The 18,580-nt window shown below is 59.8% G+C and carries 19 protein-coding genes and 1 other annotated feature; of the genes, 4 read left to right on the plus strand and 15 right to left on the minus strand.

All coding sequences use genetic code 11. The annotated features are described in order from the left end of the window. Nucleotides 1-95: 95 nt before the first annotated feature. Nucleotides 96-1,532: a D-alanyl-D-alanine carboxypeptidase family protein gene (locus INF37_RS09060; protein WP_186964142.1), complete on the plus strand. Its 1,437-nt coding sequence runs from the start codon at nucleotides 96-98 to the stop codon at nucleotides 1,530-1,532. 64 nt (nucleotides 1,533-1,596) lie between these two features. On the opposite strand, the gene INF37_RS09065 is transcribed toward INF37_RS09060, so the two are convergent. The 5 genes from INF37_RS09065 to INF37_RS09085 all read right to left on the minus strand — a co-directional run bounded on the left by INF37_RS09065 (nucleotide 1,597) and on the right by INF37_RS09085 (nucleotide 3,954). After that, entirely contained in the window at nucleotides 1,597-1,920 is a 324-nt protein-coding gene (locus tag INF37_RS09065; RefSeq protein WP_193537818.1) for a helix-turn-helix domain-containing protein, read from the minus strand. A gap of 157 nt (nucleotides 1,921-2,077) precedes the next feature. After that, a complete protein-coding gene (locus tag INF37_RS09070; protein WP_193537821.1) occupies nucleotides 2,078-2,797 on the minus strand; it encodes a sigma-70 family RNA polymerase sigma factor in 720 nt (239 codons plus the stop codon). Further along, on the minus strand, nucleotides 2,794-3,243 hold the full coding sequence (spoIIAB, locus tag INF37_RS09075) for an anti-sigma F factor (protein ID WP_193537823.1): 450 nt from the start codon (nucleotides 3,241-3,243) through the stop codon (nucleotides 2,794-2,796). Before spoIIAB ends, INF37_RS09070 begins: the two co-directional genes overlap by 4 nt. Next, a complete protein-coding gene (locus INF37_RS09080) occupies nucleotides 3,221-3,589 on the minus strand; it encodes an STAS domain-containing protein (RefSeq protein WP_101691412.1) in 369 nt (122 codons plus the stop codon). The genes spoIIAB and INF37_RS09080 overlap by 23 nt, the downstream gene beginning before the upstream one ends. Nucleotides 3,590-3,711: 122 nt before the next feature. Next, complete coding sequence (locus INF37_RS09085) at nucleotides 3,712-3,954, minus strand: helix-turn-helix domain-containing protein (RefSeq protein WP_193537825.1); 243 nt, start codon at nucleotides 3,952-3,954, stop codon at nucleotides 3,712-3,714. Nucleotides 3,955-4,168: 214 nt separating this feature from the next. Here INF37_RS09085 and INF37_RS09090 point away from each other — a divergent pair, with 214 nt between their 5' ends. After that, complete coding sequence (locus INF37_RS09090) at nucleotides 4,169-4,801, plus strand: GGDEF domain-containing protein (RefSeq protein ID WP_193537827.1); 633 nt, start codon at nucleotides 4,169-4,171, stop codon at nucleotides 4,799-4,801. 69 nt (nucleotides 4,802-4,870) lie between these two features. On the opposite strand, the gene INF37_RS09095 is transcribed toward INF37_RS09090, so the two are convergent. Next, complete coding sequence (locus INF37_RS09095; protein ID WP_186964146.1) at nucleotides 4,871-7,504, minus strand: valine--tRNA ligase; 2,634 nt, start codon at nucleotides 7,502-7,504, stop codon at nucleotides 4,871-4,873. Nucleotides 7,505-7,533: 29 nt separating this feature from the next. Further along, nucleotides 7,534-8,049: a YcxB family protein gene (locus tag INF37_RS09100; protein WP_101691416.1), complete on the minus strand. Its 516-nt coding sequence runs from the start codon at nucleotides 8,047-8,049 to the stop codon at nucleotides 7,534-7,536. 43 nt (nucleotides 8,050-8,092) lie between these two features. After that, nucleotides 8,093-8,298: a binding site (T-box leader), on the minus strand. A 127-nt stretch (nucleotides 8,299-8,425) separates the two neighbouring features. Between INF37_RS09100 and INF37_RS09105 the strand changes: the two genes are divergently transcribed. Beyond that, entirely contained in the window at nucleotides 8,426-9,250 is an 825-nt protein-coding gene (locus tag INF37_RS09105; RefSeq protein WP_193537829.1) for a 4Fe-4S dicluster domain-containing protein, read from the plus strand. 43 nt (nucleotides 9,251-9,293) lie between these two features. Here the strand turns inward: INF37_RS09105 and INF37_RS09110 are convergent, their stop codons facing one another. The 8 genes from INF37_RS09110 to INF37_RS09145 form a co-directional block, all read right to left on the minus strand. Next, nucleotides 9,294-9,545 (minus strand): TIGR03905 family TSCPD domain-containing protein, encoded by a 252-nt coding sequence (locus INF37_RS09110; protein ID WP_101691418.1) that lies wholly within the window; start codon nucleotides 9,543-9,545, stop codon nucleotides 9,294-9,296. A gap of 84 nt (nucleotides 9,546-9,629) precedes the next feature. Beyond that, nucleotides 9,630-10,913, minus strand: coding sequence for a DUF4179 domain-containing protein (locus INF37_RS09115; protein WP_193537831.1), 1,284 nt, complete (start codon nucleotides 10,911-10,913; stop codon nucleotides 9,630-9,632). Then, on the minus strand, nucleotides 10,894-11,385 hold the full coding sequence (locus tag INF37_RS09120) for an RNA polymerase sigma factor (protein WP_193537833.1): 492 nt from the start codon (nucleotides 11,383-11,385) through the stop codon (nucleotides 10,894-10,896). Before INF37_RS09120 ends, INF37_RS09115 begins: the two co-directional genes overlap by 20 nt. A gap of 134 nt (nucleotides 11,386-11,519) precedes the next feature. Continuing rightward, entirely contained in the window at nucleotides 11,520-12,200 is a 681-nt protein-coding gene (locus INF37_RS09125) for an LrgB family protein (protein WP_193537835.1), read from the minus strand. Beyond that, a complete protein-coding gene (locus tag INF37_RS09130) occupies nucleotides 12,193-12,561 on the minus strand; it encodes a CidA/LrgA family protein (protein ID WP_193537837.1) in 369 nt (122 codons plus the stop codon). The genes INF37_RS09125 and INF37_RS09130 overlap by 8 nt, the downstream gene beginning before the upstream one ends. Before the next feature lie 256 nt (nucleotides 12,562-12,817). Then, a complete protein-coding gene (locus INF37_RS09135) occupies nucleotides 12,818-13,855 on the minus strand; it encodes a 4-hydroxythreonine-4-phosphate dehydrogenase PdxA (RefSeq protein WP_101691422.1) in 1,038 nt (345 codons plus the stop codon). A gap of 20 nt (nucleotides 13,856-13,875) precedes the next feature. Then, entirely contained in the window at nucleotides 13,876-15,093 is a 1,218-nt protein-coding gene (locus tag INF37_RS09140; RefSeq protein ID WP_101691423.1) for an amidohydrolase family protein, read from the minus strand. 75 nt (nucleotides 15,094-15,168) lie between these two features. After that, nucleotides 15,169-16,182: a 2-keto-3-deoxygluconate permease gene (locus INF37_RS09145; RefSeq protein ID WP_101691424.1), complete on the minus strand. Its 1,014-nt coding sequence runs from the start codon at nucleotides 16,180-16,182 to the stop codon at nucleotides 15,169-15,171. Between the two features lie 356 nt (nucleotides 16,183-16,538). On the opposite strand from INF37_RS09145, the gene INF37_RS09150 reads away from it, so the two are divergent. Beyond that, nucleotides 16,539-18,416: a sigma 54-interacting transcriptional regulator gene (locus tag INF37_RS09150; RefSeq protein ID WP_193537839.1), complete on the plus strand. Its 1,878-nt coding sequence runs from the start codon at nucleotides 16,539-16,541 to the stop codon at nucleotides 18,414-18,416. The last annotated feature ends 164 nt before the right edge of the window (nucleotides 18,417-18,580 follow it).

Genomic DNA, 18,580 nt, shown 5'->3' on the forward strand with positions numbered 1-18,580 from the left:
ATGGTTACATAATCTCATTTCGTTCGGCCCCATCTCTGGTGCCGGATGTTCTTATATACATTTATTGAGTATATCACAATTGCAAGGAGTTTCCTATGAAAAAAAATCGTCTCGCATCCTTCCTCCTGCTGGCCGGTCTGTTAGCCGGTCTGGTATTTCCGCTCTCCGCCGGGGCCACGGAGACCCAGCCGGTCCAGACACCCGCCCCTTCCGCCGCCCCATCCTCCGTTCCCCAGCAGCAGAGTGCACTCCTCGCCTCCATGCACATCGAAGGCACCGCCGCACTGCTGGTGGACGATGACACAGGTGAGGTGCTCTATGAGCAGAACGCCCACGGCAAGGTTTACCCCGCTTCCATCACCAAAGTGATGACCTGTCTGCTCACCCTGGAGTCCATCGCTCGGGGCGAACATCAGCTGGATGAGGTGGTCACTGTCGGTGACCAGGTCAATTACGGCATTGGCGCCGACGGCTCCACCGCCGGCATCAAGGCGGGAGAGCAGCTCACCATCCACGATCTGCTGGGCGCCGCCCTCATCCCCTCCGCCAATGAGGCCTGCAATGCCATGGCACAGCTGGTGGCCGGGGATGTGGAGAAGTTTGTGGATCTGATGAACCAGCGCGCACAGGAACTGGGCATGAACGACACCCATTTTGCCAACCCCCACGGCTATCATGATCCCGACCATTACACCTCTGCCTACGACATCTACCTCATGGCCCATGAGGCCATGAAGGACCCCACCTTCCGGGAACTGGTCAGCTCGGTAGACTACAAGATCCCCGCCACCAACCTCAGCGAAGCCCGTACCCTCCACTCCACCAACGGCCTGGTCTCCACCTGGCGGGTGCGGGATTACTGGTATGAGTATGCCACCGGCATCAAGACCGGCTCTACCCCGGAGGCTGGACACTGTCTGGTCTCCTCCGCCACTAAAAATGACCGCAACCTCATCGCTGTGGTGATGGGTGCGGCCAACTATACCGAGAACAAGGACGTCAACTATTTTACCGAGAGCAAGCGTCTGCTGGAGTTCGGTTTCAACAACTTCTCCCGCCAGACCATTCTGGATGGCAGCAGTCTGGACTTTCCCGAGGTGTCGGTCACTCTCTCCAAGACTGATTATGTGACCGTCCGGCCTGCCGGTTCCCTGTCGGCCACTCTGCCCAACGACATTGATCCCGCCGCCTTCCAGCGTGAGCTGGACCTGCCCGAGAGTGTGGAAGCCCCCGTTGAGGAAGGTCAGGTCCTGGGTACCGTGACCCTCACCTACAACGGTCAGGAGTACGGTAAAGTGGATCTGGTGGCCAACAGCTCTGTGGAGCGCTCCGAGCTCCTCTACCGGCTGGATCGGATCCAGAAATTCTTTGACCAGCTCTGGGTCCGCATCGTCCTGGTCGTGCTGGCTGTACTGCTGGTCTTCCTCTTCCTCCGTCATCTGATTACCGGCCGCAAGCGTTCCCGTTACGGCGGAAGCCGTGCCCGGGGCGGCCGTGGTTCTTCCCGTTATTCCGGCCGCAGACGGCGCTGAGCAAAGGCCCGTCCCCACTTAAATCCGTGGGGACGGGCCTTTTTATTTTGATATCCGTCCTCTGCTAGACAGGGGACGTCCTCTCTTTTGCGTGCGTGGTCCGCAACTCGTTGACGATGAGCGCAATTGCCTCGATCTGTGTATCCGTCAATCCATCCACATTGATCGTGCGCTTTCCGGATGCCCCCAAAAGGTAATCCGTGCTGACTCCGAAGATCCGCGCCATGCGGATCAACACGTCATACGGAGGTAAATGCACACTGTTTTCATAAGAACTCACGACAGATTTGGAAACACCCAGCTGTTTTGCCAGTGCAATCTGTGACATTCCACGCTGTCCGCGCAGATGTTTGATCTTGGCTCCTATTTCAGGCAGGTACACATCCATCCCCCCTTATTCCTGTTATCTTTGACCATTGTATCGAATTCATGGACACGATAGCTGGAATAAATCCTGAAATACTTGACTCCACTTTTCAGACTGGGTATAATGGCTTCATCCTGCACCACTCTGGACTGTCCGCCGTCCACAGACGGACTTCATTTCAGCTCTGGCCGTCTGTCATCGCCCGCCGCAGCTGTTCCACCGCTCTCTTTTCGATCCGGGAGACCTGGACCTGGGACACCCCGAGCACCTGGGCGGTACGGTCCTGGGTGAAGGAGCGAAAATAGCGCAGAAGGATCACCTTCCGTTCCCGCTCGGGCAGGCAGCGGATGGCTTCCCGCAGCGTCTCGCGCTCCACCACCTCCTCTTCAAATCCCGCGCCCCCCACCAGGCTCTCCAGCGTCAGGCCGTCTCCCGTCTCCATCTGGAGGGAGGCCACCGGCTGATTGGCCTCTTCTGCGGCGGCGATCTCTTCCGGCTCCAGTCCGGTCTCCTCCGCCAGCTCAGAGAGGGTGGGCTCCCGCCCCAGGGCAGCCGAGAGCCTGTCCCGGGCCTGGCGGACGCTTCCTCCCCGCTCCTTGAGGCCACGGCTGACCTTGAGGGTGCCGTCATCCCGGAGAAAACGCCGGATCTCTCCGGTAATCTTTGGTACGGCATAGGTGGAGAACTGGCAGCCAAAGGCCGGGTCAAATCCCCGCACCGCCTTTAAAAATCCCAGGCACCCCAGTTGGTACAGGTCCTCCGGGTCCACGCCCCGCCCGCAATAGCGGCGCACGATTCCCCAGATCAATCCCGCATTTCCCTCCAGGATGCGGGTACAGGCGTCGTTATCCCCCCTCCTTGCCTCCTCCAGCAGTTCAGGGGTATCGGCCACACTCATACCGGCAGGCCCACGCGGCGCGCAATCTGCTTTGAGAGCACCACCATTGTTCCTTTCCCCGGGGTGGAGCGCACCCGTACCCGGTCCATAAAGCTCTCCATAATGGTAAAGCCCATGCCGGAGCGCTCTTCATTTCCGGTGGTATAGAGGGGCTCTCTGGCCCGGTCCACATCCTCAATGCCGACGCCGTTGTCCTTCACCAGGATCTCCACCGTCTGATCTCCAAACAGGCGCAGGCGCAGTGTGATCTTTCCCAGTGTCTGCGGGTAGGCATGCACAATGGCGTTGGTGACCGCCTCGCTGACAGCGGTCTTGACATCATTCACCTCATCCAGCGTGGGATCCAGCTGGGCCACAAAACAGGCCGCAGCCGTACGGGCAAAGCCCTCGTTGGCCGAGCGGCTGAGGAAGGTCATTACGACCTCATTTACCGGTTTTTGTCTCATATGTATCCCTCCCGGGGCGGGGATTTTTCCCGCCCGTCTCTGATTCAAAGGTCATCAGGCGCTCCAGTCCGGCGGTTTTGAGTACCTTCCACGCCTGCTCCGGCACCCCTGTCACCCGCACCGCCGCGCCGATCTCCGACGCCCGGCGATAGGCGCGCAGCAAAACCGCAATGCCGGAGCTATCCATAAAGGTCACTCCGGACAGATCCAGGATCAGTTGACGGGGCAGGGCGGCTCCCACCGCCTGCTCCATCTCGGTCATGATGGTCCTGGCATGGTGGTGGTCCACCTCCCCGGTCACGTTCACCGTCAGTACGCGGCCTTCGCCCGTACAGATTACTGCCATAGCTTGTCCCTCCCCGGGAGGCCCGCGCCTCCTTGCCATAAAAAATGCTGTATACCAATTTTTGGTATACAGCGATTATATCTCATTCCGCCGCCGGAATTCGTCGAAGAGAGCACGAAAAGTCAATTCTGGCGATAGACCAACAGTTCTTCCACCCCGCAGTCCAGCACGAAGCACAGTCTTGCCAGAATATCCGCGTCGATCTTCTCCACTTCATTTTTATACCATTTGTCGATGACTTCATAGCGGGTATTGACCAGACGGGCCAGATGATTGCGGGTCAGCCCCCGCTCCTCCATCCGCTCCCGCAAACACAGTTCCACCCGCCCATATGCTCTGACCCACGTTACACTTCGCTCCTCCATAGCATCCCCCCAAACTATACTACAGGCATCCCCCTCTTTCTAACATATCCATATCTCTCGTTACTATGTATATCGTTACTATTCACATCCGCAATTTTGTGGTATGATAGGTTCAAATCATCCGCACTTATCCCCTTCCGCCGCATCCATTCCCTTTGGCAGGTTCCGGCCCTGCCTCTCTTTGTCATGCCTCCCCGGAAGAAAGGGTATCCATATGAAGCTTCTGATCTGTCTTCTTGTGCTCTTATCCCTCCTCTTTTTCCTGATCCTTCTGCTGGTCCTGAGGCGGCTGTACCATCTGCATCTGGAATGCCTGCGCTTGCAGATGGTGCTGGCCCAGCAGGATGATTACCGGACCCAGGCGCTGACCGATGTGCTCACCGGTCTTCCCAACCGCCGTTCTCTGCGCAACCTGCTCTCCGCGCTGTCCGGGTCCGGGCGGCCGGTCTGCGCCGTCACGCTGGATCTCAACGGGCTCAAGGAAATCAATGACTTACAGGGTCATGTGGCGGGGGACCATCTGCTCCGTCAGATGGCACAGTGCCTGCGCCACGCCTGCCCCTCCAATGTGCATGCCTTCCGGGTGGGGGGCGACGAATTTGTCCTGATCGGAGCCGATCTCTCGCAGGATCAGTCCAAGCGGTTTGTGGAGCATCTGCGCAGCCAGCTCTCCCACGCTGGCTTGGATGCCGCTCTGGGTTGGACATGGGGCACTGCGGACGCACTGGAAAACCTTCACGGCCTGCTGACCGAGAGTGACCGGCAGATGTATTTCCAGAAGCGCCGGATCCACAGGCGGTTTTCCTGGGCTTCCGGGCAATCGGCCGACCAGGCCCGTTCGGTCTGAATCCAGATTCTCTCTTCTGAAACAACAAGCCCCGCCGCGGATAACCGCGGCGGGGCTTGTTCTCTTTTCTTACATGCTCTGGAGCTGTTCCTCCAGCTTCTCGATCAGGGCGCGCAGCTTTTCGGCCCGCTCCCGCTCGGCCTCCACCACGTTGGCGGGGGCCTTGCTCACAAAGCCGGGATTCTGGAGCTTGCCCTCCAGACCGGAGAGCATCTTGCGATTCTTGTCCAGCTCCTTCTGGACCCGGGCCTTCTCCTTCTCCAGATCCACCAGCTCACCCAGGGGGATGGAGATCTGAGCCACATGGGTGGCGATGACCACCTGTCCGGCCTCCTGCCGGGCCTCGGCGGCGGGCACCACTTCCACCTCGCTGGCGGAGGCCAGGCGCTTGAGGAAGGGGATTCCCGCCTCAAAGACAGCCTGCTCCTGGGTGGCCACGGTCAGATGAGCCTTCTTGGAGGGGGGCACGTTCATCTCGGCGCGGCGGGTACGCACGGCGCGGATGGCGTCCATGATGAGCTCCATGGCCTTCTCCTCCTGGGGGAAGGAGAGCTCGGCATGGTACTCCGGCCACTGCTGGAGCATCAGATAGTCTCCCTGGTGGGGCAGCGCCTGCCAGATCTCCTCGGTGATATAGGGCATGAAGGGATGCAGGAGCTTGAGGGTCTCGGTGAGCACATAGCACAGCACCTGCTGGGCGTTGCGCTTGGCCTCCTCGTCCTCGCCCTGGAGGCGGGCCTTGGTCAGCTCGATATACCAGTCGCAGTAGGAGTCCCAGATAAAGTCATAGACCTTCTGGGCTGCCACGCCCAGCTCGAACTTTTCCATGTTCTCGGTGACCTCGGGGATGACGCTGTTGAGCTTGGAGAGGATCCACTTGTCCTCCATCTCCAGGTGCTCGGGCAGGCGGCACTCCTCAATGGTCAGGTTCATCATCAGGAAGCGGCTGGCGTTCCAGATCTTGTTGGCAAAGTTGCGCATGGCCTCACACCGCTCGGTGTAGAAGCGCATGTCGTTTCCGGGGGAGTTGCCGGTGACCAGGTTGAAGCGCAGGGCATCGGCGCCGTACTGGTTGGCCATCTCCAGGGGATCGATACCGTTGCCCAGAGACTTGGACATCTTGCGACCCTTGTCGTCCCGGACCAGGCCGTGGATGAATACGGTGTGGAAGGGGGGCTTCCCGGTATGCTCGCAGGCCGAGAAGATCATCCGGGCCACCCAGAAGAAGATGATGTCGTAGCCGGTGACCAGCACGTCAGTGGGGAAGAAATACTTAAAGTCCTCGCTGTTCTCGTCGGGCCAGCCCAGGGTGGAGAAGGGCCACAGGGCGGAGGAGAACCAGGTGTCCAGCACGTCCTCCTCCTGCTTGATGTTCTTAGAGTGGCAGTGCTCGCACTCGGTGGGGTCCTCCTCGGACACGGTGATGTGGCCGCACTCCTGGCAGGTCCAGGCGGGGATCTGGTGGCCCCACCACAGCTGGCGGGAGATGCACCAGTCATGGACGTTCTCCATCCAGTTGGTATAGGTCTTGGAGAAGCGGTCGGGGACAAACTTGACCTCTCCGTCGTTGACCACCCGCAGGGCCTCCTTGGCCAGAGGCTCCATCTTCACGAACCACTGGGCGGAGATCAGGGGCTCCACGTCGCTGTGGCAGCGGTAGCAGGTGCCCACGTTGTGCTGGTGGGGCTCCACCTTCACCAGCCAGCCGCCCTCCTCCAGGTCATGGACGATGGCCTTGCGGGCCTCATAGCGGTCCATGCCGGAGTAACGGCCGTAGCCCTCCACCACCTTGCCGTTGTCGTCCAGCACCCGGATGGTCTCCAGGTTCTGCCGCAGGCCGACCTCGAAGTCGTTGGGGTCATGGGCGGGGGTCATCTTCACGCAGCCGGTGCCGAACTCCATGTCCACATACTCGTCGGCCACAATGGGCATCTCCCGGCCCACCAGGGGCAGGATGCACTTCTTGCCCACGATGTCCTTGTAGCGCTCGTCGTTGGGGTTGACGGCCACGCCGGTGTCGCCCAGCATGGTCTCGGGCCGGGTGGTGGCCACGATGACATAGCGGCCCTCCTCCCCCTGGATGGGGTAGCGGATGTGCCAGAAGGAGCCCGGCTTATCCTGGTACTCTACCTCGGCGTCGGAGAGAGCAGTGACGCAGTTGGGGCACCAGTTGATGATGCGGGAGCCCTTGTAGATGAGGCCCTTCTTGTAGAGGGAGACAAACACATGGCGGACGGCCTTGGACAGGCCCTCATCCATGGTGAAGCGGGCCCGGTCCCAGTCGCAGGAGGCGCCCAGCTTCTTCTGCTGCTCCACGATGCGGTTGCCGTACTTGTTCTTCCAGTCCCACACCCGCTCCAGGAACTTCTCCCGGCCCAGGTCATAACGGCTCAGGCCCTCGTTCTTGCGCAGCTCCTCCTCCACCTTGATCTGGGTGGCGATGCCGGCGTGGTCGGTGCCGGGGACCCACAGAGCGGCATAGCCCTGCATCCGCTTGAAGCGGATCAGGATATCCTGGAGGGTGGAGTCCATGGCGTGACCCATGTGGAGCTGGCCGGTGACGTTGGGGGGCGGCATGACAATGGTGAAGGGCTTCTTGTCGGGATCCCGATGGCCCTTGAAGCAGCCGTTTTTCTCCCACATCTCATAGACGCGGCTCTCCACCTCCTGGGGTTCATAGACCTTGGGAAGTTCTTTCTTCATACTGAAAACACTCCTGTTCTTGTGTGAACTTACATTTTGGTGACGGGAAGGCCCGTCTTGTCCCGCAGAAGGGTGCGCAGCTCCTCCGGCGTGCCGGCGGTGATGCCCCTCTTGTCAAAGACCTGGGCGTGGCGGTCGCTGAGGGCCAGAACAATAAAATTCTCCCCCTCGGCGATGGCCCGGATGCTCTCATAGCTCCAGCGGGTCTCGGCATTTTGGATGGTGGTCGTATAGTCCTGCTCGGTAAAGACAGTCTCGGTATCCCGTGCGCCAGGCAGAACCTTACGTCCGGCCAAAAAGCCATTGACTCGGTCCTCTGTAAGGAGGATGAGCAGCAGCACCACGGCCACCCCCAGGTCCAGCCATGCCTTCCATCCGGGATTGAGGATCAGATCTCCTACCCCAAACAGAAAGGCCAGGACCATCAGCACCACACCCACAATCCGGCTGCGGCGGCTCTTCTTGCGGCGCACCGTCTTACGCAGGCCCCGGGCCATCGCGGTCAGCGCATCCCTATCATAGTGTGTTCGGATCTTGATTTCCATACCGCGTCTCTCCTTTTACAAGAAAAAACGCCCTGAGCCAATGGCTCAGGGCGAACGAAGTCCGTGGTACCACCTGAATTTCCCGTATGGGACACTCATTTCCTCGATAACGGGAGGGACCGCCGCCGCTTACTCCATTCTGCGGCAGACTCCGGGACGACCTTCCCCGCGCTCCTCGGAAGCCTCGCACCAAAACGGCTTCTCTCTGCATCCGGAACAACGGGTACTCCTTCCCATCGTCGCTTTTGTCTTGATAACGCCTTTTAGTATATGAAATCCCCCGCAAAATGTCAAGAGAAAGTCCCGGTTTTCTCCCCTTGACCCACTTTTGCCGGCGTAGTACACTGGTGTTAATCACCGGAAAGGAGGAGCCGCTATGGAAGAGCATCCCATCGGCACAGTCCGTGCCGTCTATTTCAGCGCCACCGGCACCACCCGGACCGTTGCCCTCACCCTGGCCCGTACCCTGGCGGAGGAGCTCTCCGCCCCTCTGGAGGAGTATAATTTCACCCTCCCCGCCGCCCGCACCGCACCGCCGCCCGTCCAGGCAGGGGATCTCGTAGTGGCGGGCCTCCCGGTCTATGCCGGACGGCTGCCCAACGTCCTGCTCCCCTATCTGGAGACCTGGGAGGGGGCGGGCGCCCTGGCCCTGCCTCTGGTTCTCTTCGGCAACCGGAATTTTGACGACGCTCTCATCGAGCTGCGGGACCTGCTCATCCGGCGAGGCTTCCTCCCCTTTGCGGCGGCCGCTTTCGTCGGGGAGCACGCCTTTTCCACCACCCTGGCGGCCGGCCGACCAGACCGGGCTGACCTGGACACCGCCCGCGCCTTTGCCCGCCGGGCGGCCGACAAGCTCCGTGCAGGCCCGGTGGAGGAGCCGGTAGCCGTGGCGGGCCGGACCCCCATCGGCCCCTACTACCAGCCCCGGGACCGCTCCGGTGCACCCATCGACATCCGTAAGGTGCGCTCCAAGGTGGGCGCGCAGTGTGACCAGTGCGGGCTGTGCGCCAAATTCTGTCCCATGGGCTCCATCGATCCCCGGGATGTGCGCTCCTATACCGGCATCTGCATCAAATGCGGCGCCTGCATCAAGGGCTGTCCCCGGCAGGCCCGCTATTATGACGATCCGGGGTACCTCTACCATAAGGAGGAGCTGGAGCTGGGATATGCCCGTCCCGCCTCCATCTCGCTCTTTCTCTGAGACAAAAAAACGCACCCTCTAGGGTGCGTTTTTTGTCTTCCGATTACGCCTTTGCCGTGGCCTGGCGCAGGGCACGGGCCAGCTGATCCGGGCAGGATGTGGGTTTCCCGCCGCACCGGATGCCGGAGAGGCGGTCGATGACCTCCTCCACCTTCATCCCAGCCACCAGGCTGGAAATCCCCTGCAGATTGCCGTTGCAGCCTCCCAGCACCTGAAGGGAACGGACCACGCCGTCCTCCACATCAATGAGCATCCGCTGAGAGCAGACGCCCTGGGTCTGATAGTCGATTACCATGCGTTTCTCTTCCTCCTTGGGGTACGGAATCGTTCGCAGGGTATCATATCACATCCCACAGCAAAAGGCAATGTGCCGCCCCCCTCATGGCGCAGACGAGACCTGGGACACTGCGGTGGCTCCATTCTTCTGCTCCTGCACCGCGCCCTGCCGTTCTTCTCTCGCTGTCCAGTAGGCGGTATTCTGGAACCGGTCCGGTTCAAATCGGAAGTACACCATATGTCCCACGCCTCCGTCCGCCCGCTCCTCCGGCGGGTCATTGTCCCCCACGAACACAAGATCGGCGACTTCCAGCGGATCGATGGGACTCTCCCAAAAGACACGGGTGGGATGGACGGCCAGGAGCGTGTTCTTTTCCTGGCTGTTCTCGTCCCGATAAATTTGAATGCTATAGTTCGGGTCAAAATGACCGGCGACTCGGGTCCCGTCCCACAGTCTGGCATAGATCCCCCAGTCGGTCTCCTTCTCTCTCTGGGCATCCAGCTGTGCCAAATACCCCTCATCGTCCGGCAGGATCAGGTCCATGGTCATGGATAGGGGCGACAGCGTCAGGTTTTCCAGCAGGACCGGACACACGCCCCCCAGGTTGACCATGGAGCGCCCGGTAAAAACATGGCTCTCGATCCGGCTTCCCTCCAGCGGGATGGTGAGATCAAAGTGGAACCCGGACAGTACCTCATCTGTCCACCCGCCCTCGGACGCGTTGTATCCCCTCAGGCTGTCTTCGACGCTGTCTCCATTTCCTCCGGTCGTCAGGCGAAGATAGTTTGCCTCCGCCGTAAACGTCCCTCCGGACCGTGTGATGGTGCACACCAATGGAAGGCAGTTGTCCAGGGGATCCGCATCTGGGAGGGAGCGGCATCCTCCGCTCACCGCGCTCCACTGGTCGGCATATTGGGTGTGGGCCTCATCCGCATAGAACCCCCACTCCACCGGCAGCCAGTAGTCTGCCCTTTGCCCCTGCTCCGGGAGCGCAGGCAGGCCTATTCCCTCCGGCGCGGCCAGCTCCAGAAAGACATACAGGGTCTGCTCATCCATGAGCACCTCTTCCACGGTCAGCGTAACGCCGGTACCGTTGGGGTCCTCATAGACCTGATGGATGGTCCGCGGGGCGACCTGTTCGGCCTGCTCCGCGGTCTCGGTTCCAAAAAAGGCCCGGAACTGCGGCGATACATGGACCAGCGAGACCGCCCCCGCCGCTCCCACCAACAGAGAGCAGACCGCCACAAGGGCTACGATCCCACGCTGGATATTCCGGGGGCGCCCCTTTTTCCGGTTTTCCATACCGGTCCCCAGCCGCTCCTTGAGCTGCTCTTTTTCTTCTTCCGAAAAGGCATATCGCTCCAATTCACTGCGCAGATGGTTCATAGCCGTCCTCCTCCAGTTTCTGCTTCAGCCGCCTCGCCCGGGAAAGGCGCATCCGCACCGCATCCGTTCCGATCCCCAGCAGCGCGGCGATCTCCTGTGCATCATAGCCCATGTAATAGCGCAGCAGCAGTACCTCCCGGTCCCGGTCCGGTAAATGCCGCAGTTCCTCCAGGAGCCCATCCGGCTCCGGCTCGGGTGCAACGGGGTCGGCTACGCACTCCATCCCCACCACATTTCTTCTCCAAAAGCTGCGGCGCAGATTTTTGCAGGTGTTGATGGTCACACGCACGATCCAGGCCCGTTCCGCCTCCGGAGCCGGAAAGGTGCCGGTGTACTCCAGCCGCTTGAGGAGGACCGTCTGGCAGACGTCCTGCGCGTCGTGGCTGGAGCGCACCCAGCTCAAGGAGAGCCGCAGGATCAGATCGGAATAGGTCTCCACCAGCCGCTCCGCCTCGTCGGGACACGCTTTCATTCACTCACTTCCCTTCCCTCGGTTCTGAACGCGTTCACCTATAAAACACATCACCCCATGCTTTTGTAACCGCTTTGGGAAAAAAGAAAAGCACGTGCCCGGATGGATGGTCCGGAACACGTGCTCTTATCCTATCACATCAAAAACATGGAGAACAGTACGGTCAAAATACCGCATGCGCCGATGGCAAGGCCGCTCATGGCTCCCTCGGTCTCCCCCAGCTCCAGGGCTTTGGAGGTCCCCACCGCATGGGAGCAGGCGCCGATGGCAAGGCCCGCCGTCAGGGGGTCCCGCACCCGGAAGACCCGGATCAGGGTGGGGGCCAGGATGCTTCCCAGGATTCCGGTCAGAATCACTGCCACCACCGTGATGGAGGTGATACCCCCATGACTGCCCGCGATGCTCACCGCGATGGGCGTAGTCACCGACTTGGGCATCAGCGCGGCCGTCAAACTCTCGTCCAGCCGAAAGAGACGGCACAGGGCATATACGCTCCCCATGGAGGTCAGAGACCCCACCGCACATCCCACCAGAATGGGAAGCCAATTCTGCTTCAGCAGCTCCACCTTTGTGTAGATGGAGACGGCCAGGCAGGCCGTGGCAGGTGCCAGGAAGAGATTGATGAGGGCTCCCCCCTGGTTGTAGGCCTCATAGGGGATGCGGAACACCAGCAGCACACCCACAATGAGCACAATCGCGATGATGAGGGGATTGCAGGCCACCAGCCCGGTCTTTTTCTGGATCCGGATGCCGATCCAAAAGGCGATCACACTCAGGGCAATGCCAAAAAACGGGGATTCAAATAGCTCAGCCATGATTACGTTTCCTCCGATTCATCAGATAGACCGTCAGCTTGATGCTGTATGCCGTGGCGGCAAAGGTGATGACTGTGGTCACAAGGCAGATCAGGACCAGCGGAATCAAGCTGCTTTTGAGCACATCAAAATAGTTCATGACGCTCACTCCGGCCGGGATAAAGAAAAAGGCCATGTTGGAGAGCAGAAAGTCCGACTTTTCCCGGATATGCTCCATGCGCAGCACTCCCGTTGCCAGCAGGAGAAACAACAAAATCATTCCGATCACACTGGCCGGGAAGGCAAAGGGCAAAAGTGCCTCTACCACCTGACTGACCCAGCAGATGGAAAAAATGATGGCGATCTGATAGATAATTTTCAATGGATCTGCACCCCCAGATGTAGGATTTCCAGGTGTTAAGTGTACGTCGCTCCCCTCCCGTTGTCAAACCAAGATTGCAGCCTCTCTTTTCCCCTCTCTTTATGCAATTTTTCATATACCGCTATCTTTCCCATGTTCATGGCGATAAAAAGCCTGTACGGGAGTCCAAATGGACTCCCGTACAGGCTAGAAGGTTTATCGCAACAGCTCCAGTTATGGAAAGGGAATCTATCCTGGAACTATGTACGCATAGGAATTACCGGTTGAAATAGGTCCGGTCGGTCACTGCCATCTTGGCGCACAGCTTGTATGCGGTCTCAAAGGCAGAGGTGGTGCACTTGCCGGTGCCGGCAATGTCGTAAGCGGTGCCATGGGCGGGGGTGGTGATGGCAAAGGGCTGGCCGGCCGCCACGGTGACGCCGCGCTCAAAGCCCTTGAGCTTCAGCGCGATCTGGCCCTGGTCATGGTACATGGTCACCACGGCATTGAAGTCGCCCTTGAACGCGCGGATGAACAGGGTGTCGGAGGGGAAGGGGCCGACGATGTTCTTGCCCTCGGCGTTGGCCTTGGCCACGGCGGGCTCCAGCACGTCGATCTCCTCGCGGCCGCAGGTGCCGCTGTCACCGCCGTGGGGGTTGACGGCAGCGATGGCCACCTTGGGATCCTCATAGCCGGCGCGCTTCAGGGTCTCGTAGGCCAGGTTGATGGCGTCGCCCACGGTCTTAGCGGTCAGATGGGCGCTGACATCCTTCAGGGGGATGTGGCTGGTGGCGCGGGAGGTCCACAGGCCGTCCAGCACGTTCATCTCGCCGTGGGGCTTGTCCATCACGCCCAGGCGCTCGGCGAAGAGCTCATGCTCGCTCTCGAAGTGATAGCCGCCGTTCTTCATGGCCGCCTTGTTCAGAGGACCGAAGCAGAAGCCCTCCAGCAGGCCCTTCTTGCAGTACTCCATGATCATGCAGAGGTTGTCGGCCTCCTCCTTGCCGTTGACCGCGGAGACCACGGCGATCTCCACCTTGGAGGCGTCCAGGCTCTTGGTGTTGAGGAGCACCAGACCAGTCTCCTTCTTGGCCTCCTCCACGGCGGCCTCCATGGTCTCGGTCACGGTGTAGGCAAACTCAGTGCCGGTATCCTTCATGCCGCGGCGCAGAACGCTCTCATCACCCACCAGGATGGGCTTGGCGTGCTCCATCAGGAAGCCGTTGGCGCACAGCTTGGCAATGATCTCAGGGCCGATGCCCGCAGCATCTCCCAGAGGGACTGCCAGCAGGGGCTTTCCGGAAAACTGACTCATATTCTATTTCCTCCTGTCTCTTACAGTGCTTTCTGAAAGGAATGGCAGTTGGAGTTGGCCACTCCGTTTTCCTTATAAATGACGCCCTTTTTCATGACAAAGGACACGTGCTCCAGCACGGCGGGATCCTCCAGGGGGTTGCCCTGGACCGCGATCACGTCGGCGTCCGCACCGGCGCTCAGCTCGCCCTTCTTGCCCGCCACGCGGGAAATATAGGCCGCGTTGGAGGTGACACCCTTGAGGGCAGTGCGCTTGTCCGCGCCCAGCTCCACCGCGTAGACCACTTCCTTCCACAGCAGGCCGTGGTTGGCGTCGGTACCCAGCGCAAAGTGGATGCCGGCCTTGACCAGATCGCCCACGCACTTGCGCACGATCTCACGGCCCTCCCGGGCCTTGGCCACATTGGCGGGAGAGAGGTAGGCCTCCCGGTCGGGGTCCAGGTAAATGCCGGTGGTCAGATCCACCCAGCACTCGGGATGCGCCTTGAGCAGTTCGATATCCTCCTGGGAGGCACAGTAGGCGTGCTCGATGACCGCCACACCCTGCTCCACGCAGTCGTGGAGGGCCTTGCCGCCGATGCAGTGAGCGGCCACAGGCAGATGCAGGCGCTCGCCCTCTTCCACCACCGTGCGGATCTCCTCCGCAGACAGGAAGGAGGGGACAAAGCCCTGGTTCACCGAGAACAGACCGGGCGTCGTAAAGATCTTGAGCACGTTCACGCCCTTGGACACGTTGGCCCGGGCGGTACGGCGGAACTCCTCCACGCCGGAGTGGGGCGCGCCGATGTAGCCGCTGCCGTTGGAGCCCTTCATGCCCACACCGGCGGTCAGCAGATCGGGACCGGTCACATTGCCCGCCTCGATCTCCTTCTTCAGCTTGAGATCCAGATCATACTTGTCACCCATGCAGCGGGCAGTGGTGACGCCGGAGATCAGGTCATCGTGCAGGCCCTCCAGAGCCAGCAGAGTCAGCTTGCACTCGGAAGCAGTGCCCAGGATCTCCAGATGCTCGCTCTTGCGGGCATCGATGGAGAGGTGGTTATGGCACTCGATCATGCCGGGCATCACGGTCTCCTCCGCAAAGGAAATGACCTGAGCGTCCGCCTTATCTTCCGCAGTCAGGGCGCTCTCAGCGACCACCTTGAGAATCTTGCCGTCCTCGATGACCACAGCGCCGTTGTGGATCTCCTCCAGCTCCGCGCCGGAGAGCACCGTTTTTGCCGTAATAATCTGTTTCATCGTTTCCTCCGTCCTTATCGTTCCGTAAGTATTCAACGCTCCGGGATGGCCCCGGAAAGGGTCGGCCGCCGGCTCTTACTGAGCCAGCTCGTCCGCGCCGGGCACATGGGCGCGGCGCTTTTTGCCCCGCTTCTCAAACCATTTGTCGCTCCACTTGGCCAGGAAGGAGACCATCAGAGGACAGAGGATAGCGGTGATGACCACGCTGGCCGCGATCTGAGCGGTCGCGCCCTCCACCTGGGGCTCAAAGGAGGGGTCAGCCGCCGCAATGGACGCAGGTGTGGTCGCGGCCACGCCGGCGGTGGTGCCGATGGCGGCGCCCATGGGATCGGGCTGACGGCGCAGCAGGCTGTAAATGATAAAGGACAGCAGGCCGGTGGTCAGCAGAGTCAGCAGGCCCAGAACAATGCCGGAAGCGCCGGCGGCGGCAATGTTGAAGAGGTTCATGCCCGCGCCTAGGGTAAAGCCGTTGAAGGGGGGCAGAAGGACCATGCCGGGGGCCAGGATCTTACGCCACTCGTGGTCCAGGTTGCCCACGATAAAGCCCAGGATCATGGGCACCATGCAGGCGATCATGTCCTTGGCGGGGAAGGTGCCCATACCGGCGGCGCCCAGGGCGATCATGGTGAAGAAGGGGCCGTCGTTCAGCGCCAGGATGGAGGTGGCGCCCACGTCGCTCTCCTCACCGTACTCGCTGGCCAGGGTGGCGTAGATGACGCCGTTGGAGTTGGTCACAGCGCCGATCACAGCCAGGGAGCTCAGGCCCAGCAGACCGGCCTCGCCGAACATGGCGTTGAGCAGCAGGCCCAGGCCAAAGCCAATAAAGAACTTGAGGGCGGTCAGCACCACGCCCACATAAATGGTGCGTCCGGCCATCTTCACGTCAATGGTGGCGCCGCTGCAGAACAGGAACAGACCGATCAGAGTCTGGATCCCGCCCTTGAACAGGCCGGTGGTGAAGCCGCCGATGGTCAGAATATCGGGGAAAAAGGTGTTGACCAGGCATCCCAGCAGCAGGGGGATCACCATGATGCCGGCGGGGAACTTTTTCATCGTCCCCAAAATTCGTACGTTACCCAAGATGTTCATACTCTCGCTCTCCTTTGTTGTCTGAATGCGTTTGGCAACTCAGAGCTTCTCTTTATCGCATGCTTTCGCAATGCGTTTGCCCTTTGTTTACAGCAAGCAGTATGCCATTCTTGTCTTGTACCGCAATTCTCCCGGATATTTTGTTTTTATTAAACAAAATATACCTCACTTTGCAAGCATTGTTTTGTGCCATACGTCATATTTCTTTCAACTTTTTTCCGGACAGACATATATTCTCCCACGTCTCTCGCTTCCATTGCACTTGTATTGCATTGCATTTTGCAATATATGCAATTTGAGGTAGTATCGCAACCTCATTTATGATATACTTTTTCCAAGGAGTGTGCAAGTTTCCTATGTATCATATTACCTTTCTAGCCCCCTATCCGGGCTGTATTCCCCTCATTGAACAGGTCTTTCAGGAGCGTCCGGACCGGGATCAGATCCAATACGAGATCCTTCCCGACTATTACAACAACCAATTGGAGCATGTGACCGGGGAGGCCATCATCTCCCGCGGTTTTACGGCCCACACCATGAAGCGTCTGAATATCCCCGGCGCGGAGCTCACCGCCAGCGGATACGATGTGGTCCGTGCGGTGGACCACTGCGTCAAAAGCTATCCTGGCACCCGAATCGCTGTGATCGGTGCCCTCAACCTGATCTATGGCTCGGAAATGCTCTCCCGCCTCTACGAGGACCGGGATATCCGCACCTATCCCATCCAGGATGAGACCCACCTGGAGGACACCATCCTCACTGCCATCCGGGAGGGTGCGCAGACGGTGGTAGGCGGCTCCTCCACCTGTGACATCGCCCGCCTGTACGGCATTCCCTCCGTCCTGATCGAATCGGGCCGCGAGAGTATCGATACCGCCATCAGCAACGCCATCAACATCATCAATGTCTCCCGCTATGAAAAGGAGAAGCGGAAAACCACCGACAATATCATCAATTACTCCTTCCAGGGCATCCTCCTGGTGGATCGGACGGGACATATCGAGGTGGCAAACCGCTATTGCCTGGAGCATCTCAATCAGCAGAAGGGCCCCATGAAGGGGCGGCACATTGCGGAATTTTTTCCGGAACTGCCCTACGAGGCTCTGATCCGCGGGGAAAAAAAGATCCTGTCCGAGATCTACCGCTGTGGGGACAAGCAGTTTCTCATGAACTGCGCCCCGGTGGAGGTAGAAGGACAGGTCACCAGCTGTGTCATTACCCTTCAGACCATTGAAAAGATCATGGAAGAGGAGCGGGCCATCCGCAAGCGGATGCACAAACAGGGTTTTGTGGCCAAATACTCCTTTTCCGACATCCTGCATGTGGGAAAGACTCTGGATGAGACCATTCACAACGCGGAGGACTTCAGCGCGGTGGAGTCCAACATCCTGATCCGCGGGGAGACTGGGACCGGCAAAGAGCTCTTTGCCCAGTCCATCCACAATGCCAGCCGGCGCAAAAACAAGCCCTTTGTGGCCATCAACTGCGCCGCCCTTCCGGACAATATCCTGGAAAGCGAGCTGTTCGGCTATGTAGAGGGTGCTTTTACCGGCGCAGCCAAGGGCGGCAAGGTGGGATTCTTTGAGATCGCCCACAAGGGCACGCTCTTTCTGGATGAGATCGGGGATATCTCACCCAAGCTGCAAAGCCGCCTCCTCCGCGTCCTACAGGAGCGGGAGATCATCCGTCTGGGCAGCGACACCGTCATTCCCATCGACGTGCGCATCATTGCCGCCACCAACAAGGACCTCTATGCGGAGGTCCAGGCCGGCGCATTCCGGGAGGACCTCTACTACCGCCTGGATGTGCTGGAGCTCAAGCTCCCGCCGGTGCGCCAGCGCAAACAGGACATTCCCTGTCTGGCCGAGCATTTTTTGAATTTTGAGCGTGAGAAGCATGCCTGTGTCCTCAAAGGGTTTACCAAGGGAGCGATGGAGCTGCTCACCTCCTACGACTGGCCCGGCAACGTGCGGGAATTGCGCAATTTCTGTGAGCGCATCTCCATTCTCTGCAAGCGGGAGTATGCCGAGGCCGCCGATGTCCTGCGCGCTCTGCCCAATCTGTCGGCGCCTCCCTCCTCCGCCCCGCTCCCCACTTCCGTCCCAAACAACGAGCGGGAAGAGCTTCAGCGTATCCTCCTGCTCCACCAGGGAAACCGCAAGGAAACCGCCCGTTATCTCGGCATCCATCCCAGTACGCTCTGGCGAAAAATGAAACGTCTGGGGCTGGAATAATCCCCTCCAAAATATCACACACGCCCGATCAGGTGAAACGAGTCCCCGCTGATCCGGCGTGTGTGATATATCTATGGTGCTCCTTCTCCGTCCATCGGAGCAGAAGCTGTGTGTCTGTCTGCATATGCTCTGCCCTTGCGCCTTGTAACTGTGCTCCCATTCTC

The organism is Pseudoflavonifractor gallinarum (assembly GCF_014982855.1).
Lineage (GTDB): Bacteria > Bacillota > Clostridia > Oscillospirales > Oscillospiraceae > Pseudoflavonifractor_A > Pseudoflavonifractor_A gallinarum.

Bases quoted from the DNA above. Each gene is read 5' to 3' on its own strand.
- INF37_RS09060 (WP_186964142.1), top strand. From the start codon at position 96: ATGAAAAAAAATCGTCTCGCATCCTTCCTCCTGCTGGCCGGTCTGTTA.
- INF37_RS09065 (WP_193537818.1), bottom strand. From the start codon at position 1,920: ATGGATGTGTACCTGCCTGAAATAGGAGCCAAGATCAAACATCTGCGC.
- INF37_RS09070 (WP_193537821.1), bottom strand. From the start codon at position 2,797: ATGAGTGTGGCCGATACCCCTGAACTGCTGGAGGAGGCAAGGAGGGGG.
- spoIIAB (WP_193537823.1), bottom strand. From the start codon at position 3,243: ATGAGACAAAAACCGGTAAATGAGGTCGTAATGACCTTCCTCAGCCGC.
- INF37_RS09080 (WP_101691412.1), bottom strand. From the start codon at position 3,589: ATGGCAGTAATCTGTACGGGCGAAGGCCGCGTACTGACGGTGAACGTG.
- INF37_RS09085 (WP_193537825.1), bottom strand. From the start codon at position 3,954: ATGGAGGAGCGAAGTGTAACGTGGGTCAGAGCATATGGGCGGGTGGAA.
- INF37_RS09090 (WP_193537827.1), top strand. From the start codon at position 4,169: ATGAAGCTTCTGATCTGTCTTCTTGTGCTCTTATCCCTCCTCTTTTTC.
- INF37_RS09095 (WP_186964146.1), bottom strand. From the start codon at position 7,504: ATGAAGAAAGAACTTCCCAAGGTCTATGAACCCCAGGAGGTGGAGAGC.
- INF37_RS09100 (WP_101691416.1), bottom strand. From the start codon at position 8,049: ATGGAAATCAAGATCCGAACACACTATGATAGGGATGCGCTGACCGCG.
- INF37_RS09105 (WP_193537829.1), top strand. From the start codon at position 8,426: ATGGAAGAGCATCCCATCGGCACAGTCCGTGCCGTCTATTTCAGCGCC.
- INF37_RS09110 (WP_101691418.1), bottom strand. From the start codon at position 9,545: ATGGTAATCGACTATCAGACCCAGGGCGTCTGCTCTCAGCGGATGCTC.
- INF37_RS09115 (WP_193537831.1), bottom strand. From the start codon at position 10,913: ATGAACCATCTGCGCAGTGAATTGGAGCGATATGCCTTTTCGGAAGAA.
- INF37_RS09120 (WP_193537833.1), bottom strand. From the start codon at position 11,385: ATGAAAGCGTGTCCCGACGAGGCGGAGCGGCTGGTGGAGACCTATTCC.
- INF37_RS09125 (WP_193537835.1), bottom strand. From the start codon at position 12,200: ATGGCTGAGCTATTTGAATCCCCGTTTTTTGGCATTGCCCTGAGTGTG.
- INF37_RS09135 (WP_101691422.1), bottom strand. From the start codon at position 13,855: ATGAGTCAGTTTTCCGGAAAGCCCCTGCTGGCAGTCCCTCTGGGAGAT.
- INF37_RS09140 (WP_101691423.1), bottom strand. From the start codon at position 15,093: ATGAAACAGATTATTACGGCAAAAACGGTGCTCTCCGGCGCGGAGCTG.
- INF37_RS09145 (WP_101691424.1), bottom strand. From the start codon at position 16,182: ATGAACATCTTGGGTAACGTACGAATTTTGGGGACGATGAAAAAGTTC.
- INF37_RS09150 (WP_193537839.1), top strand. From the start codon at position 16,539: ATGTATCATATTACCTTTCTAGCCCCCTATCCGGGCTGTATTCCCCTC.